The following is an 18,934-nucleotide window of genomic DNA, read 5'->3' on the forward strand; positions in this document are numbered from 1 at the left end:
TCATCAATGAATACCGAAAAACCTTTTGTCACTCCTATTGAGAGACCCAAACTTTCATTGCCACAGGGAAAGAAAAAACTTTTGATGCACTCCTGTTGTGCTCCGTGTTCTGGTGAGATCATGGAAGCACTACTGGCTTCCGAAATAGATTATTCAATATATTTCTATAACCCTAATATCCACCCTCGTAAAGAATATGATATTCGTAAGAACGAAAATATTCGATTTGCTGAAAAGCATGGAATTGAATTTTTCGATGACGACTATGATCCAGAAAATTGGTATGCACGTACTAAAGGTATGGAGTGGGAGCCTGAGCGTGGCCCTCGTTGTACAGTATGCTTTGATATGCGATTTGAGAGAAGTGCAAAATTTGCCCACGACCATGGATTTGATTGTTTAACAAGTAGCCTAGGAATATCGCGATGGAAGGATATGAATCAAATCAACGGCTGCGGTCACAGAGCTGTCGAACCCTACCCTGATCTTGTGTATTGGGATTTCAATTGGCGTAAAGGTGGAGGCTCCGCTCGCATGGTTGAAATTAGCAAGCGAGAAGGCTTTTATCAGCAAGAATATTGTGGATGCAGTCATTCATTGAGAGATGCAAATCGATACCGTCTAAGTCAAGGACGCCCTAGGATTGAATTAGGTGTTAAATTTTACGGGAGGGATGAACATTGAAATTGATTAAAAACGTTTTTATTAGTGCCAGTTTATGTTTTGGTGTAGCTGCTAGTAGCTTTGCACAGGAAAATCAAAATGTGACTGTTAAATATAACTCCAATAAACTTATTTCAGCTTACATTACATACATTGTTGATGGCTCAAATTATAAGGTTTCAACAGCTATAAATATACCTTTATATAAAATGCGTTTTTCAACAGAAGGTAGTATCAAAAACGGAATTTTTGAACTTGAAACTTATAAAGATGTTAGAAACGGAAAGGTATATGCTGATGCGGTCGTGAAAAACGGTCAATTAACATACGGTAAAGCTAAAGAAACTAAAAATTCAGTGACTTTAGAATTACCAACATTCGATTTATTTTCCATTGCTTTTCAGCTCTCATATTTTGGAAAATTACCTGATAGTTTCCAATATACAAACGGTAAAAAAATCTATAAGATGGATCCATTAGTAATGAATGAGTCGTCTAAAATGGTTGACATAGACGGTGTTCAAGCCAAAGAAATCACATATAGTTTCCATGGAAACGATAAAAAGCAAATTGTAGTTAAAAAAATAGAAGGCCAAAAATATCCTAGCTATCTCTCATATGATAAAGATGGAGATAGATATAATTTTAAATTTGATAGAATTGTTCAAAATTGATGTCTTTTAGGGCAGAAAGTTTTGATTATTTTTTTAAAAATTTGTAAAATAATCCTGCGGTTAAAAATTGGTGACGTACTGCCTTAACGTACGGTTAAATTCATTGGTGACGTACTGCCTTAACGTACGGTTAAATTCTTTGGTGACGTACTGCCTTAACGTACGGTTAAAAAATTTTAACTGTAAGGGCAATCTTTTGGTTGCCCTTTTTATTGGGTAGATTTACTTCTTTTACTCTAAGCGATTTCATTTTAGTGATTCTTTTCTATTTAACAAATATCTAAATTATTTTTCCTAAGCTTCTCTAAAAACTATTCTCCCCAAAATTACAATATTTGGACGAAAAAAATTTAAATCTTTTGATTGTAGATGAATTCAAAAATTAAAATTATTAAAACGATGAGAAGTATTGTTTTAATAGCTATAACGAAAATTTAAAAAATCCAATAAAAGATAGGGGAAGAAGATAGAGTGATGTGCATTAAGGGTACACATTAGGTAGTAAATGTTTTGGTAGTCTTAGTTAAGATTTATAATCTTTAACCCATTTTCTAAATTCTTCTAATTTAAAATTATCGGGCATTTTTACAAATTCCCCTTCAACCCTATCTTTCATTTCTTCAAGATCATAGTTTCACCCATCGTTATCATGTTTTGAGTTTGTAGGATATATTGTTTTGTTTTTTTCTAGAAATGTTAATCTTTCAGTCATTCTTTTTTCTAAACTTTCAGTGAAATTTTTGAAATCTACAAATCCACTAATAGACAGATTGTGTTTATTGAATTCATATTCTAATAGATTGTTTAATTCCTCTTCACCGCTGTAGTATAGTTTGGGAACAATAACTCTTAATAAAGATTCAGAGAAATTCTCTGGGTACTTTTTGAAAAGAAAGTTTAAATCATATAGATCTCTAACTTTATCTCTACCAGTAAAAGCAGCGGTTTTCATGTGTATTAGTTCATCTATACCATAGACATTAACATTTCCATGTTTTTGGTACAAGTTAGGTAAATCTCTTAGTCTTTGAGTATTTCTTGCACTAACTTCAATTTTGAGAGGGTATGCACCTTCTTTGGATACAGCTCCATAATCTATCATTAATTTAAAAGCCGTCTCTGTGTTTGTTTTAAGTGTTACTTTCCAGTCTTTAAAATCTCGGTGATTTTTTAATTTATTCAAAAAGTTCATATTAGAAGTTTTACAATCTAAGTCAACATCTTCAGAGTATCTATCTAAGCCATAGTATAGATATAGAGCGGTTCCGCCTTTTAATACAAATTTATCACCTAAAAGAGGTAAGATTTCTTTGATAAGTTTTATTCTGTCATTTTGAGAATCAAGCATGGTTTTTTCCTCAAAATAAAGTTTTGTTAATTCATATCTCATGAATTGTTCAACATTTTTTGTTTTATTTATTATTTTCAAATAGTCATAAATCTCTTTGGCGTCTTTTTCATCAAGAAAATCGTATACACAATTTTTTAGCCCATAGCATTGATCTAAATACACAAGATCAGCAATTGCTCTAGCGAAAGAGGCAACATAGTATCGATTTTTTAGAAAGGGTATGTACCTAAGTTTAATCCCCTTAGTACCTAATGGCATACATTTATCTAAGGTATATAACTTAAAAGGCTTATCTTTTTGAAAATAATTTAGTGGATGCCAATCTGCTGTTAAACCCTTTTCATTTGTGATATTTAGGGCTTCCCATCCAGATATATATTGAAAAGTCTCTTTATTTTCCGAATTTAAAATGTTTTGCTCTACTTTCAGATATACACATATATAAATTGTAACAATCAATTAATGAGTTCACTTCTCATTATTATGATTGTATCCAATAATTTTCTCTAAGATCATATAAATCTTCACTAAGAATTTTTTCTTATATTACTATACCTTCATCTCATTTGTTACCATATTTAAGCTATGCTGTAAGGGTTATTAAGGGGGATTGAGAGGTAACAAAGGGAAACAATAAAATCATTTAAGCCATTGATTTTACTAGCAAATTTTCTTTCTAAAAGGTAATAAGAAGTTGTATAGGGAAGTATAGTGAAAAGAGGAAATGGGGTGGCTGATGGGGCTCGAACCCACGACACCTGGAATCACAATCCAGTGCTCTACCAACTGAACTACAGCCACCATAAAGCTTGAAAAATAAGATTTTAATGCTAATTAGGCAACAAAATCAATACTAACGATATGTTTTAGGCTAAAAATATAGTTTTGTTGTAAAAAAAATAATATAATAATCTTCTTTTATATCCCCGTAGCTCAACTGGATAGAGCACTCGCCTTCTAAGCGAGGGGTTGTGAGTTCGAGCCTCGCCGGGGGTGCCAGCTTGATTCTTTTTCACCTCATACAAATCAAAAAAATTTCTTTTATTCCATAACAAAATTATTACAGCCCATAATTAATTAGTTAAACTAGTGCATTAATTAAGTTAGACTTTTGTTTATGATAGATACTTCCAAATATCCTGTTTTTAAAGGCAGTCTTGTCGCTATGGTTACTCCGATGACTCCTTCGGGTGACATAGACAGGGATGCGTTTAAAAATCTTATTGACTGGCATGTCGAGGAAGGTTCAGATGCTTTGATTATTGTTGGTACTTCTGGAGAATCTCCAACCATCGATTTTAATGAGCATGTTGAGTTAGTTAGTCTTGCTGTAGATTACTCTGCGGGTCGTATACCCATAATTGCTGGGACAGGCGGTAACTCTACCAAAGAAGCTATTTTTCTCGCTAATCATGCTCATAAAGCTGGTGCATCTGCAGGCCTGTCAGTTGTTCCATACTACAACAAACCTACACAAGAAGGTTTGTTTCAGCACTACAAAGCAATCTCTGAAAACTCAGAACTTCCAATAATTTTATACAACGTACCAGGTAGAACTGTTATCGACATGAAAAATGATACGGTTCTTAGATTATCTGAGCTACAAAATATTATTGGACTTAAAGATGCTACTGGAGATATCTCACGGATAACTGAATTAGTTTCAAATAAACCAGAACATTTCCAAATCTATTCTGGGGATGATTTAACAGCTGCGGCTTTGATTCTATTAGGGGCTCAGGCAAATATTACAGTAACTGGAAACGTTGCACCTAAATTAATGCATGAATTATGCTTTGCTGCACTAGAGGGAAATATTTTAAAAGTTAGAGAAATCAACTCTAAGCTTGATGAACTAAATCATCTTCTTTTTAAAGAACCCAACCCTATTCCTGTTAAATATGCAGTTCATAAAATCGGGAAATCACAACTAGGCTATCGCCTTCCACTAACAAAAATTACTGATGGTCTAGCAGGAAAAATTGACCAATCATTAAAAAACTTAAATTTAATTTGAAGCAGGTTACATATGAATTTTAAAAATAAACATCTCATTTGCTCGGCTTTAGTTGCATCAGCTGTTATGGTTGGATGTAGTTCCACAGATGACATACTGCCTGAAAAAGAAGTTGATTATAAAAGTGCAGTTAGAGGGGATCCGTTGGCATTGCCACCTGATTTATCATCTGCAGCTATAACTCCCCAATATTCAACTAGAGATGGGCAGGCCTCAGCAATTAAATTTAATGAAGCATTAGCTAAGGAACAAGCAAACAAACGCAGCGGAAATGTAGTTCTCCCTCAACACGATAATATGCGTATCCTATCTAAGGGCACTACTCGTTGGTTGCAAGTGGATGCAGACCCTAACGAAGTTTATCCACTATTACTTTCTTTCTGGGGTGATTTAGGTTTTACTATTGATCAGGACCGTCCTGAAGTTGGTATTATTCGTACTGATTGGGCTGAGGACAGGGCCAAAATCCCTGATACTTTACTTAGAAGAACTTTGGGTTCTTTAATCGATAACGTTTACGATAGCGGCGAACGCGAACGCTTCACAACTAGAATTGAACGCATCAACGGCAGATCTGAAATTTTTATCTCAAATGAAAGAATGGAAGAGACTGCAATGGATCGAAATCAAGACACATTCAAATGGTTGCCAGCACCAGAGGATGAAAGTCTAAATGCACTAATGCTTGCTAGACTTATGAAGCACTTAGGAGCTAGCGATAATTTAGCTAAAACTGCTTATGATGGTATTGATTTCAAAAAATCTAAAAAACAACGTGAAGATGAACGCATTAAAAGAGCTAGAGAAAGAGAGCGTGAATACAAAGAGCAGTTAAAAACAGAGAAAGCTGCTGCAAAAGCTGCTAAAGCATCTGAAACCAATATCGTTACTGCCATGCCATCGGAAGCTCCTGTAGTAACTGGTAAACCTAAAGCTCAAATGCCTACTAAGTCAGAAAAAGTTGTTCAAATGGCCAACTCATCTAGACGAGTATCATTTGAGCCAGGCGACATTTCTCTTGAAATACCTAATAAAGGAACCAGTTTTGAAACTGTTCAACAAGCTTTAAACAAAGCTGGTTTTAATGTACAAAGCTCTAACAGAGCTAATAACTCTTTTGTAATTCTGTATCTTGATACTGATACGGGAGAAAAAAGGGAGGGATCAAATCCCATCAGTAGATTGTGGGGCGATAGAGGTAACCTAACCCCTCTTCCTTACACTGTGATGATTAACGATGAATCGACAAAAAGTGTAATAAGGGTTCTAAATCCTAAAGGTGAACCTGATCAAACTAATACAGCGAAACGTATTTTGACGGTAATTAACGATAATCTTTAATCCTAGCCTTGATTTAAGACTCCTCTGACAAAGAGGAGTCTTTTTTTTCTTATATAATCTATTGATACAAATTGTAAAAATGGGGTTTGGTATATGAGTGCATTACTTAGAAGCGGAGAGCTTAAAAATTATACGGCCTTGGGGCAGGATGGACAGCCTGTTTATACTGTGGCCTCTCAATTTCGTAATGCCGTCAAATTCAAATGTGGAGAAAAATATGCTGATTTTTTAGCAGTTCCACAAAGAAATGAAATTGGAAATGTTATCGATTGGTATGTACCATTTGAAAGCACCAGAGCGGATGGAACACATCAAATTATCCCATGGACTTCTGCTACAGAAGAAGAGCGTCAAACCGCTCTTGCTGAATTAGAAAGTTTCAAATTAAAGATGGAGCAATTGGGAAAAGATTTTGCTACATCTACAAGTAGTGATCAACAAATCTTCTCAAGACTTCTATATCTCCCAAATGGAGAAATGAAAGACCAACTCACTGCGATAAGATTTCCGAATAATGAACATATTTATCTTGTAGACGGAAAACCTGTTATTACTTTTTGGGGCTTTATAGATAAAAATAGAGCCCCTTATTCCGACCCATTTATACAACTTCATTCGAATTTTAAACCGGCTGAAAAACCGCCTACCGTGGCGGTCCCAGCGGCATTGCCACCTAAAAAGAGCGGATGGTTATGGTGGCTACTACTTTTACTATTACTTTTATTATTAGCAGGGGCTACATACTGGTTTTATTTCAAAGACCACGGCAAGAAAAATATAAGTGGTATCAATGTCCCTGATAAGATAGGAACTGTTGAAGCTCCTTTAAACAAAAATGTTCCAGCTAACAAAATCACAGGACAGGAAACGAAACCTACTCCAGATCACGCCCCTGCTCCCACTCCAGCTCCTGAGAAAGATCCCGTAAGTGAAAAAGAAACTAACAAAATTACTGGGATAGCGGAAACAAAAGAAGTTGTAGAGGAATGCAAAGACCCAATTACATACTACAAAGTTTCTGAAACTGTTTTAATGGATAAAGACGGTAAGTTTTTAACTATTAAACCAAGAGAGTGTGACATATTACTTCCATTTAAGGAAAATAATTATTATGTATCACGAAATGGTAAATGGTACATAGCAAATAGTGATACTGTAGTAACTGACACAGAGATTCTTAAGACTCTTGAAGGTGTAAATCTTCTTGATGGCACTGTTGTCGGGAAAGACGGTGTTGTTGTCGGGGAAGACGGCATAGCCGTAGGATCTGAAGGTGTTGTTGAAGGTGGTGTTGACGGCACTGGCACAGGCACTGGTACTGCTGAAGGCCTTGGATTAGGCGAAGGCGAAAAAGGTAAGGATAAGGGACCTGAAGGTGAAGGTGAGGCTAAGCCAGAGGATAATAATCCTGTTACTCCAATACCTGATCCAACTTTATCTGGGCAAGAAACTAACAAAGCTCCAGGCGAGGAAAACAAAAATGGTCCAGAAGGCAAGCCTGAAGCGGAAAACAATCAAGTTGATCCTGTTAAACCCCTCGACCCTAATTTGAACACTCAAAATAACAATACTGTTGTTCCACCAGTAGATCCAGTTGGTATGAATAACACCACAAATAACACTAACAATGCAACAGGGTCTACAGGTGATCCTAATGTTGCACAAAATCCTAACACTAAACCGTTGGCATTGACAGAGCAAAATATTAAATCAGGCGATATGAAATTCCTTAAAGGTAATTGGTCTTCAAATTCAGGCTTGCAGGATAATGCAACTGGACGCCCATTACGCCTTGCGTACAATTTCGACGACAAAGGAAATGGCACGGTTAAACTTAATCGCGGGGATGGAGTTTCATGTGAGACAGGTGTCACTTCAAGCACTGTTAACGGTAAGCTGGAGATTAATGCTATAGGTAACGCAAAATGTACCGACGGAAGCTCATACGAACTACCTAAAGTAACTTGCGATGCAGGTTCAAGCGGAAATGCTGATTGTAAGGGTTCCTATGGTGAAGGTAAGGCCTTCCCTATTCAAATAAAAACTAATTAACCAAATTCGAGGATATTATGCTGGCTGACATACACCCATTTGGAAAAGAAATTCCACTTATTATGAATAGTGGAATTCAGTTCATAGATTTTGGTTTAACCATAGATTGGAAAGACAAAAAGTGGAAAGAAAAGAATACAGGTTATTTTCTAGCCTCTTCTAATAATGACCCAATCCGTCGATTAGTTTTGGATAGAAGCGGTTCCGGATATTCAGACCCTGCCCTTCCAGGAAAAATCATTACTAATCCAGTTGATTTTAGTGTTGAGGAGTCTCTTAAATTATTCAATGGAATTTGGTTACCTATACCAATTCTGAGAAGTATGCCTCCTAACCGATTCGATAACGGTCCATTTAACTGGGCTAGGGCTAGAATCGTTGAACTTGCTCAACCTGATGAGGATGGTCATACACATCGAGTAATACTTGCCATTGATACAAAAATTTTTACTCATAGCTCAGACACCGCATATCTAGGGCCTATGGAAGATGATATTCGTGCAGGTTCTGTCTTCACATATGCATACCAATCAAATCATATTTCATGGTTCTTAGATCTAAAATGGGTGAAAGATTGGCTTGCTGAATTGTTTAGAGAACTTGCTCCAGAACCAGATAGGCTAAAAATTTATGAAGATGATATTGAGGAAGAGCTTAAAAATCATAGTCATGAAGCTCATTATCTGAACCTTTTAGCATTAATAGGTGAAGAACTCAATATTCCGAATTTCAAAATCATTGCCCACAATCGCAGTGATGTAAACCAAGGTATTGCCGTAGATCTTATCTTAGATGTAGGGAACTCTAGAAGCTGTGGAATTCTTGTTGAAGACCATGCACAAGAACAAGATAGCCTTAAAAAACGCTATGAATTATCAATTCGAGATTTATCGATGCCAGAGTTTGCTTATTCTGAACCTTTCGAGAGTAGAGTCGAATTTGCACAGGCCTTTTTCGGCAAAGAACACTATTCTGTTCAAAGTGGACGCAGAGATGCATTCCAATGGCCTAGTATTGTTCGTGTAGGTAAAGAGGCTAGTCGATTAGCTAGCCGTCGTAAAGGAAATGAAGGATCTACTGGATTATCAAGTCCAAAAAGATATTTATGGGATTTAACTCCATATGAACAAGCATGGAGATTTAACTCATCATATGTGGAGTCCGATAACGAACCATTTGCAACAGCCGCACCACTTTCAGGTTATATAAATGGTCAAGGTGAAGCTCTTTATGAGCTCTCAGACGATATTGATGAAGAGTTTGAACGTAAGATGCCAGTATTCCAACCACACTATTCTCGTGGTTCATTAATGACATTCTTATTATCCGAAGTCTTACTTCATGCTTTGATGCAAATAAACAGCCCAGCTCAAAGAGCGAAACTTGAGCATGCAAAATCTCCACGTTTCCTAAGGTCAATAATATTGACTGTTCCACCTGCGATGCCATCGCCAGAAATTAATAATTTCAAAAACTGTATGCATCAGGCTATAGGTTTAACTTGGAAAATGATGGGATGGGATAAGACGGATGACCCTGTGGATTTTGCATATAGATTTGATGAAAAATATTGGCCAACATTGCCAGAGGTAATTGTGCAATGGGATGAGGCGACTGCAAGTCAAGTTGTCTACTTATTTAATGAAACTCAAATCAATTATGGCGGGCGTGCAGAAAAATTTATAAGCGATATGGTGCGTCCCGATAAAACTTCAAATAAAAATGCTGTCACCATAGCAACTGTGGATATTGGTGGTGGTACTACAGATTTAGTGATTACTGACTTCACTTTAGACTATGGCAATGAGGAAGAAGACGGCCTACCTCAATCTTATGGTACCAATGTATTTATAAAACCTATCCAGAGATTTAGAGATGGGTTTAAGGTTGCTGGCGATGATATATTACTTGATATTATTCGGGATGTCGTGGTTGAATCTCTTAAGAAATACCTAATTTCAGAGGGTATAAAAAATTATGATTCATTGCTATCGGATCTTATTGGTGCTGGTGCAGATAGCGTTCAAATCAGGCTTTTGAGACAGCAACTAACTTTACAAATATTCCGTCCGATAGGACTTAAAGTTCTTCAAGCTTATGAACAATACGACCCATTAGAGCGTAAAAATAAATTGATGGGGGCTACATTTGGAAGTGTTCTTGAAGGATTTGAACCCCCTACTCAAAAAGTTCTTGATTTCGTAAATATACCTATCTCAAGAGAGTTGGGTAAAGATTTCAATATTCTTGATATTCCGTTGCAAGTTAATTTGCTTCAAATCCATAATAATTTCTTGCAAGGTCATTATGATATCTGCAAAACATTCCAGTCTTTATGTGAGATTATTTATTTCTACCAATGCGATGTATTGTTGTTAACTGGTAGACCTTCATTGCTGCCAGGTGTACAAGCATACTTTAAGAATCAGTTGCCATTGCCATCTAATAGAATTCTTCCATTACATGGTTATAAGACAGGTAATTGGTATCCGTTCCACAAACAAGGCAGAATCGATGACCCTAAAACAACTGCTACAGTTGGAGCTATGCTTTGCTTTTTGAGCAAAAATTCGAGAATTCCAAGTTTTTACTTTAGGTCGATGGCTCTGAAACCTTATTCAACTATTAAGAATCTTGGCCTTATCGATAATAACAATACTATTTCAAAAGAAAACGTTTACTACTCCGATATCAATCTCGATAAAGAGGATTATGAATTGCCAGACCAATCATTCCCAATTCGCGGTAAAACGCGTATTGGCTTTAGGCAGTTAAATACGGAACGTTGGGCAGCCTCCCCTCTTTATACGATAACTATCGAGAGCAATGAGTTACGTAATCAGATTGCAGAAGGACAAACTGTAAATGTGACTTTAAAACTAGATAAGAAAAATCGTCACAATAAACAAGTAGAAAATTTTGTAATTGATCAGGCATTTTTATCAAGTGGTCGTAAGACAAATGGATTAAAAATGACTTTGAATACGCTTTTAGATTCTGGTCTTAATGACTCGCAATATTGGTTGGACAGTGGGAGCCTTATAAATGAGTAAACTTTCTGAATCATGGGATAGTGTTTATGATGGGGCTAAAAAGGCCATCGATTGGGTTCAGGCTGCACGCAATGAAAGCCCACGCGTTGCCAGTGAGGCAAATAGTTTAATTGAAAGCTTAAGAAGACTTCGTGTTATGGCACGAAAACTTGGATACTCATCGGAGCATCCGGTTTCTGTGGGCCTTTTTGGATTGTCACAAGCTGGTAAATCATATTTGATTTCTTCTTTAGCTGCTGATGATCAAGGAAAGTTAACCACAACCTTCGATGGCCAAAAACTGGATTTTATGGATCATATTAATCCTACTGGTGGCGGTAAAGAGGCTACTGGGTTGGCTACAAGATTTACTAAGAGAGCTGATGTAGGAATTAAAGGTTATCCTATTGAACTAAGAATGTTTTCTGAAATTGAAATCGTAAAAATTCTTGTAAATGGCTTTTTTAACGATTTTGATGCCGATAAGCTTTTGTATCAACCAGATCAACAAATGATCAATAAGCTTGTAAAAGAGCTTACTCCTAAAGTTCAATCTGACTATGTTGCTGGTGTAGCCGAAGAAGATATTGTTGATTTACAGGACTACTGTAATAACAATTTTGCTCGTTCAGTTACTGTTTATAAGGCTAATTATTGGTCTAAGGCTGCTCAACTTGCTCCTCACCTAAGTATCGAAGATAGAGCAAAATTATTTTCAATTCTTTGGTATGGAGAAAAATTCCCTGAGCTAACTGAAACTTATATCTTGTTTGCGAAAATACTCTCTAGTTTGGGGCATCCTGAATTTGTTTATGCACCATTAGATGTTCTTGTACAAGAAACTGAAGACGGTAATTTAACTAAAGCTTCTAGTATTATGAACGTTAATATGGTTGAACGTTTAGGTAAACCTGAAGATAACTATAAAGTCGATGTTATACCAGTTAGCTGGAAGGGTGAACTTGGTCAACCAGTAAATATATCTTTAGCTCAGTTAGCCATTCTAACTACAGAATTAATTTTCCCTCTTGAAAATGAGCCTCGATGCGATGTTGTAAATAAGGTTGATTTACTAGATTTCCCTGGTTATCGCGGACGTATGAAAATAGTTACTTTTGACCAAGGAGATAATACCGTAGGTCAAGTTATTCTTCGCGGTAAAGTGGCATATCTATTTGAAAGTTATACAGATAGTCAGGAGATGAATATCTTGATTATGTGTACTCCAAGTGATGCTCAATTAGAGATTAATGATGTAGGGCCAGTTCTTGAAAATTGGATTGATAAAACCCAAGGTGAAACAGCTGAAATTCGTGGAAAAAGGCTTCCTTCCTTGCTCTGGGCTTTTACAAAATTCGATAAAAGAACAGAAGTTAGCATTAATACATCTGAAGAAAATCTAAAACAATCTTGGGGTGTAGATGGTTTGCTTAAACAAACTATATTAGAACGTTTTGGTCATTACAATTGGGTTAAGAATTGGTCTAGAGGAAAACCATTCGATAACGTATTTCTAGTAAGAAAACCTGGTTATTCAGGTGGATTTATTGAAACATCCGAAGGTCGAGATGTGAAATATATGGATTCTCAAATGCCTAAGATGGATATATTGAGATCGACATTCATTCAAAACCCAGATATTCAGAAATATGTCGCTAATCCAGAAGAAAAATGGGACGCCATGCTTAAGCTTAACGATGGCGGTATGGAGTATTTGAGTGAATATCTCGATAAAGTTTCTGACCCATCGTTGAAATTTAACCGTTTAACTGAGCAACTTAATCGCGAAATCGAAAATGTAGTTCGTCGTTTCGGTGCTTGGTATGAGGGCGAAGGCGACCGTGCTGTTGAAGATAAAAAACGGATAGCCAACGATATCTATGCTTTACTAAGACAGCAAGCTGGTATCTTAGGAGAATTCTTAGATAATTTAACACTCCCGCAGGAGACTATTCGTTCGCTTTATTTTGCGGTTGACTATCAAGATGTTGAAGATGGAGAGGATAAATCTTCGGGAAATACTGATTTCTCATTTGACGGTATGGAAGGTTTTAATCTATTTGATGATGCCCCTACTCCAGCTGCAAATACTGAAACTAAAAAATCAAATATCGCTTTATTTTCTCAGTCCGTATTCGATGGATGGGTTGAACATTTGCGTGGCTTAACATCTGATGAGAGTTTTTTGCGATATTTCAATCTATCGGTTCAAAACAAAAATATTATCGATAATTTCATAAGTGAATTAATTACTGCGGCCGTTCGGTTGCAGTTGCTTGAGAAGCTTAGTGATAAATTCCGTGAAACCGAGAGAGCAGGTCATAAACGCGAACAACTTGCTTCAAGACAAGTGACCAATGCTTACACTCATATTGCGGACTTTATTTCGTGGTTGGGATTCGGGGACATTGCCATCGCAGATAGGCCTTTGAGTAAGATAAGGCCTGGCAAATCCTTGTTTGAGCCGCCTGTATTCAAGACCACGCCAAATAACGATAAGATTCCGCTATTGTCTGAAACGCCTGAAAAATTTACTTTGATTTATTTGATGGACTGGTTTACAGCTCTAGCAGAAATTACCGTTGGCAATGCTGGACATAGGGCCGAACGTGAGATTTCGGCAGCATTAAATACTCTCCTTGGCCAGATTTTGAATCAATTTGAAGATGCTCGTATTGAAGACGCTGAAATCTAATATCAAAGAGGAATGAAGTGACATTTATAGTTTCACTAAAAGAAAACAGACCTGGGTTTGCTGATTTTGAAATTAAGAGATGGTCAGGGTCAACTGACTCACCACTTGAATTTACTATTAAACGCAATCAGGATGAAAGATATCTTGCAGGGCACGAAGAATGGAAAGTAGAGCCTGTATGGCATGCACTTGGATATTCTGAATTTAACGGCAATTTAGTAGGTACATTTGAACCTTGGGTTACGGACAGCCTTGTTCATACTGGCGGTCAGACTATGTTCATGATGTCACTTAGGGAATCTAGTGGCTCTTTTAGGGATGACGGTGTTGTTAGGATGGCTAGTAACATACTTGCATCTTCAGCAGCGGGTAATTTAAACAGAACTCAACTGAATAACCCCACACCACAATCTCCTTCAGCACAAGCACACACCCCTTATATTGAACCTGTGCCTGAACCTGAGCCAGTGATAGAGACATTTACAGATCCTGAACCTGTATCTGAGCCTATTGAAATTCCTGCGACTGATATGGAGGCGGGGGCATTGCCACCTGTAATGGAGCCCGTTATAGACCCTCAAAATGCGTCCAATATTGGGGGTGCGAACTTTCCTACTATAGAGGATGATTCATCAAAAAGAAGAACTAGTCCAATTGTTTGGATTATTTTAATGATATTGCTTATCGCTGCTATTGGAGCGGCTGTGTGGTGGTTTGTATTTAGGGAGGATCCAAAATCAGCTCCCACACCTAAGCCTAATCCTGTGCCCACACAAAATAATAATCAACCACCTGCACCTAAACCTACTCCTAAGCCCGAACCAAAACCAGAACCGAAGCCAACCCCTGCTCCTGCTCCAGCAGCTGCTCCTGCGGAATCGGCATGTACAGTTAAGAGCGGTTCAGATGTGATGGCATTTATTCAATCATGTCTCAAAACAAACCCAGACACGGATCAAATTTTAAAAATTATCAATGAAGCAAAAGCCGCAAAAGAATGTGATTTAGCACGAAGACTTTACGCAAACAAAGCTCAGAGTGGAAATAGTGTCATTGCATTTGCATATGCAAAAGAATATGACCCTAAAACAGCTGCTAGTGACGGATGCTTTAAGGAAGATAAGGGTACGGCTATTTATTGGTATGAGACTGGGCTCTCTGATGATCCTAATAATGCGGAGGCTAAAGCCCGTTTGCAGGAGTTACAAAAATGAAGAAATTTCTAAGCACTTTTTCACTTTCACTACTTTCTATTGCCTCTGTCTATGCGGCTGAGCCATTACTTCAAGACGGTAAAAAGACTTTATATCAAAGGGTGCTATCGACGCCAGAGTGTTCATTGACACAAACAATTGGGCAAAAAGGGAAAGCTGTACCTGCCTTTTCTCGATATTATATTTATGAGAGAAAGACCGAAAATAATACGGAATGGCTCAATGTAGGTGCCGATCCATATGGAAAAACTTTAGGGTGGCTTGATGCATCTTGCACAATTCCTTGGAATATGCAGATGACTTTGACATTTACAAATCCTGCAAATCGCGACAGACTTTTATTTTTTAAATCCAAGGAGGATTTAGATGCAGTGATGTCCTCTGATAAACCTGCAGAGGAATACGAAAAAATCAAGCAATCTCTCAATTCTGAAGGCAAGTCAGACAAGATAGTTTCTATTGAGCCTGCTGAGCCTGTAGATTTTCAAAAGAACTTCTATTTACTACCTATTCTGCAGGGTGAGGAAGTTATGAATAATGAGGGTTTCTATCAACGTGTGTTAGAAGTCGCATCTGTAAGCAAAAAGCCTGAAAAAGCAAATGAGCCCGAGCCAAAACCTGAGCCTAAGAGTGAACCTTCTAAATTAACGGAATTCAAAGCGGCTGTGGTGTTTGTAATCGACTCCACAATTTCGATGGACCCTTATATTAATAAAACTCGTGATGCCGTAAAACAGCTTTATACGCAGATTGAAAAAGAAGATTTACTTGATCAGGTGAAATTTGGTTTAGTAGCCTTTAGATCTAGTACGGAGGCGGTTCCAGGCCTTGAATACACTTCAAAAATGTATGTAAATCCTAATGAAGTGAAAGATGGAAAAGACTTTATGGATAAGGTTGCTAGCCTAAAACAAGCACAAGTTTCAAGTAAGGAATTTAGTGAGGATTCGTTTGCAGGTATTAATCAAGCACTAAGCGACATTAATTGGAATGATTTCGGTGCTCGTTATATAGTGCTTATTACTGATGCTGGTGCTATCGATGGCAATAATCCCCTATCCTCCACTGGACTTGGAGCTGAACAGTTACGTCAAGAAGCTCAGCACAAGGGCGTTGCCATCTATACTCTTCATCTAAAAACTCAAGCGGGTACTAAAAATCACCAAGAAGCGGAGTCGCAATATAGTGCATTGACATTTAATGACTATTTAAATAAATCTCTTTACTATCCAGTTAATGCAGGAGATGTTAATGAGTTTTCCACCAAGATTTCTCTTCTATCCAAAGCACTTACTGAACAAGTTAAAAAAGCTTATACAGGTGAGATGTCTGCAGGAAGTTCACTTGCGACTGAGACCAAAAAAGAAGAGCCTAAAGATAAGGAAAATGCGGCCATGCTTGAGGATTCCGAACTTCTCGGAAAAGCTATGCGTCTTGCATATTTAGGTCGTACAAATAATCAGAAAGCGCCGTCATTTTTCAAAGCATGGATAAGCGACAGAGACTTTGCCAAACCAGATATCCCTACTGCTGAAGTTCGCGTGCTCTTAAGTAAGGAGCAATTAAGTGACCTTAGTGAAGTAGTTAAGAAAATTTCGGATGCGGCTACTAGTGGGCTTATTGCACCTGACGATATGTTTAAGCAACTAAAATCTGTGGCTGCAGCTATGGGACAGGATCCTGAAAAAATTAAGGACAACAAATCTACTAAGATTGCAGACCTTGGTTTACTTGGAGAGTACTTGGATGGACTTCCATATAAAAGCCAAATCTCAAATATCGATGAAGAGACTTGGAAGAATATGGGAAGTCTTCAACAAGAAAAATTTATTATGGATCTTCAGAAAAAACTAAGACTATACGAAAAATATAATGCAGACTCGAGCCGCTGGATTCCACTAAATCCTGAGAGCGATCCAAAAGACTATGTGTATCCAGTGGTTCTAGATGCACTTCCATAAGTCATGCTTGAAATCAGCGAGCTACTTATAACTAGAGGTGAGGGATCTCAAGCATTTGAAATTGAGCTCCCTCATTTTGTAGCTAACTATGGAGAGGCCGTCGCATTGTGTGGCCAAAGCGGATGCGGTAAAAGTAGTATCTTAGAAGTTATTGGGCTTATTCTAAAACCAGATTCTTTAAAAACGTATAGTCTAGGAAGCGAGGATATTGCCACCCCGATACTAAATGCACAGCATACAAAACTAGCGAAATTAAGGGCACGGAATTTTGGATTTATGCTTCAGACAGGCGGTCTATTGCCCTATTTAACAAGCCTTGAAAATATTGCTTTATCTTGCAAAATAATCGGCGAAGAACTTGATGAGCCCTGGCTTTCCCCTATTATCGATAGGCTTGGGGCCAGTCATTTGCTATCAAAATATCCAAGTCAACTCTCCATAGGTGAAAGGCAAAGAGTATCGTTTCTAAGGTCAATAGCTCATAAGCCTCAAGTGCTATTAGCAGACGAACCTACAGCTGCACTAGACCCACACAAAGCGGATGAATTGTTCGATATTATTCTTGAGTCTGTGGCTGAACTTGAGATGTGTGCCATTATCGTAACGCATGATTGGAGTCATGTTGTGAAGCATGCATTGCCAAGCTATACGGCCGAGGTATATGAAAGTAGGTCTGTATTTTCTAAGGTTCAATTATGAGAATAGGCCTACTTTTAAACTTAGTTTTTAAGGATTTAAAACACGATTGGAAAGTATCATTCTTTGTAATATCTGCTCTGGTGGCTGTTATTGCTCCCCTACTTTTATTATTTAGTTTGAAATTTGGAATTGTAAATCAGCTTCAGTCGCAACTTTTAAACGACCCAAACAATCTTGAAATCAAGATTCATGGTGTAAAAAGCAATGTCTCAATAAATAAGAAATGGCTTGAAGAAAAACAAAATGATAAGCGCATTGGTTTTGTTATTCCCATGACGCGTTCACTGAATATGCAGGCTAACTTAAGAAAAGACAACAAACACTTTTATAACGATGTAGAGCTTATTCCAACAAAAGCCAACGACCCTCTTATTCCTAAAGAGATTCAATTAAGTACAGACACTGATTTGATTATAAACGAGATCATTGCCCAAAAACTTGATGCGAAAGTTGGTGATATTGTGGGCCTTTATTTTGGGCGAACCCTAGAGGGGCGAAACCAGATGGCCAATATCAAAATGAAAATTGTAGGGATTATTAAAGAGAGTTATTTAACAAGACCAGCGGCTTTTGTGGCATTGCCACTGTTAGAGGCTATAGAGGATTATCGAGACGGATTTAAGCTAAATAAATATATAGAAAAACCAAGCGACGGTTCGGAGCGCACCAAACCACGCGATCGATATGCGAAAGCAAGAATCTACGCAAAATCTTTGGACGATGTGGCTCCATTGGCCGCTGAACTGCGCAAAGAAGGCATTGATAGCCGCACTCAAGCTGACTCCATTGAAAGCGTGAAATCAATTGACCGAGTGCTCAATACTGTGTTTCTTATTATCGCACTCACTACAATCGTAGGCACGATTCTATCATTGTTCGGTTCATTTCTTGCAAACATAGAAAGAAAACGAAAGGATATCTCCCTATTAAGTCTCTATGGCTTTAATAGGCTCGGAATAAGATTTTTCATAGTACTTCAGGCCTTAATCTTAGCTACAACTGCATATATTTGTTCATATTTGTTATATATTGTAAGTAGTAACATTATGAATAGGGTACTAGGTCAAAACCTAGACGAGAGCACATTTGTGAGCCTGCTGCTACCTGAACATATTCTTACTGGGTATGGAGCGACGGTTGCTATATCCGTATTAGTGGCTCTAATTGGTGCTCAGCGAGCAGTTAAGATTCAACCATCGGAGAGTTTACGTGAAGCTTAATTTCCAAACGGTATT

Annotated in this window: 12 protein-coding genes and 2 tRNA genes; 12 read left to right on the forward strand and 2 right to left on the reverse strand. The window is 37.5% G+C overall.

Features of this window, described 5'->3' with window-relative positions:
* The first annotated feature begins 6 nt into the window (after positions 1-6).
* Both TASI_RS05585 and TASI_RS05590 read left to right on the forward strand, forming a co-directional pair.
* Positions 7-684: an epoxyqueuosine reductase QueH gene (locus TASI_RS05585; protein WP_014111793.1), complete on the forward strand. Its 678-nt coding sequence runs from the start codon at positions 7-9 to the stop codon at positions 682-684.
* Positions 681-1,337: a hypothetical protein gene (locus TASI_RS05590; RefSeq protein WP_014111794.1), complete on the forward strand. Its 657-nt coding sequence runs from the start codon at positions 681-683 to the stop codon at positions 1,335-1,337. Before TASI_RS05585 ends, TASI_RS05590 begins: the two co-directional genes overlap by 4 nt.
* Positions 1,338-1,971: 634 nt before the next feature.
* Here TASI_RS05590 and TASI_RS08005 read toward each other — a convergent pair.
* Positions 1,972-3,147, reverse strand: coding sequence for a nucleotidyl transferase AbiEii/AbiGii toxin family protein (locus tag TASI_RS08005; RefSeq protein WP_014111795.1), 1,176 nt, complete (start codon positions 3,145-3,147; stop codon positions 1,972-1,974).
* A 266-nt stretch (positions 3,148-3,413) separates the two neighbouring features.
* A tRNA-His gene (locus TASI_RS05605) sits at positions 3,414-3,489 on the reverse strand.
* A gap of 121 nt (positions 3,490-3,610) precedes the next feature.
* On the opposite strand from TASI_RS05605, the gene TASI_RS05610 reads away from it, so the two are divergent.
* From TASI_RS05610 to TASI_RS05655, 10 genes are all read left to right on the forward strand, one after another.
* A tRNA-Arg gene (locus TASI_RS05610) sits at positions 3,611-3,687 on the forward strand.
* Between the two features lie 118 nt (positions 3,688-3,805).
* Positions 3,806-4,705 carry a 4-hydroxy-tetrahydrodipicolinate synthase gene (gene dapA, locus TASI_RS05615; protein WP_044978094.1) on the forward strand — a complete coding sequence of 300 codons (900 nt, stop codon included), beginning with the start codon at positions 3,806-3,808 and terminating at the stop codon, positions 4,703-4,705.
* Between the two features lie 12 nt (positions 4,706-4,717).
* Entirely contained in the window at positions 4,718-6,046 is a 1,329-nt protein-coding gene (gene bamC, locus TASI_RS05620; RefSeq protein WP_014111797.1) for an outer membrane protein assembly factor BamC, read from the forward strand.
* A 93-nt stretch (positions 6,047-6,139) separates the two neighbouring features.
* The gene (locus tag TASI_RS05625) at positions 6,140-8,098 is read left to right on the forward strand and encodes an SrfA family protein (protein ID WP_014111798.1); all 1,959 of its coding nucleotides are present in this window, start codon (positions 6,140-6,142) and stop codon (positions 8,096-8,098) included.
* A gap of 17 nt (positions 8,099-8,115) precedes the next feature.
* On the forward strand, positions 8,116-11,151 hold the full coding sequence (locus TASI_RS05630; RefSeq protein WP_014111799.1) for a virulence factor SrfB: 3,036 nt from the start codon (positions 8,116-8,118) through the stop codon (positions 11,149-11,151).
* Positions 11,144-13,825 carry a putative virulence factor gene (locus TASI_RS05635; RefSeq protein ID WP_014111800.1) on the forward strand — a complete coding sequence of 894 codons (2,682 nt, stop codon included), beginning with the start codon at positions 11,144-11,146 and terminating at the stop codon, positions 13,823-13,825. The genes TASI_RS05630 and TASI_RS05635 overlap by 8 nt, the downstream gene beginning before the upstream one ends.
* Before the next feature lie 17 nt (positions 13,826-13,842).
* A complete protein-coding gene (locus TASI_RS07955; protein WP_014111801.1) occupies positions 13,843-15,039 on the forward strand; it encodes a hypothetical protein in 1,197 nt (398 codons plus the stop codon).
* Positions 15,036-17,000: a vWA domain-containing protein gene (locus tag TASI_RS05645; protein WP_014111802.1), complete on the forward strand. Its 1,965-nt coding sequence runs from the start codon at positions 15,036-15,038 to the stop codon at positions 16,998-17,000. Before TASI_RS07955 ends, TASI_RS05645 begins: the two co-directional genes overlap by 4 nt.
* 3 nt (positions 17,001-17,003) lie before the next feature.
* Positions 17,004-17,699, forward strand: a complete 696-nt coding sequence (locus tag TASI_RS05650) for an ABC transporter ATP-binding protein (protein ID WP_014111803.1) — start codon at positions 17,004-17,006, stop codon at positions 17,697-17,699.
* On the forward strand, positions 17,696-18,919 hold the full coding sequence (locus TASI_RS05655; RefSeq protein WP_014111804.1) for an ABC transporter permease: 1,224 nt from the start codon (positions 17,696-17,698) through the stop codon (positions 18,917-18,919). The genes TASI_RS05650 and TASI_RS05655 overlap by 4 nt, the downstream gene beginning before the upstream one ends.
* Positions 18,920-18,934 lie beyond the last annotated feature (15 nt).

It is taken from the genome of Taylorella asinigenitalis MCE3, from assembly GCF_000226625.1.
Taxonomy (GTDB): Bacteria; Pseudomonadota; Gammaproteobacteria; order Burkholderiales; family Burkholderiaceae_B; genus Taylorella; species Taylorella asinigenitalis.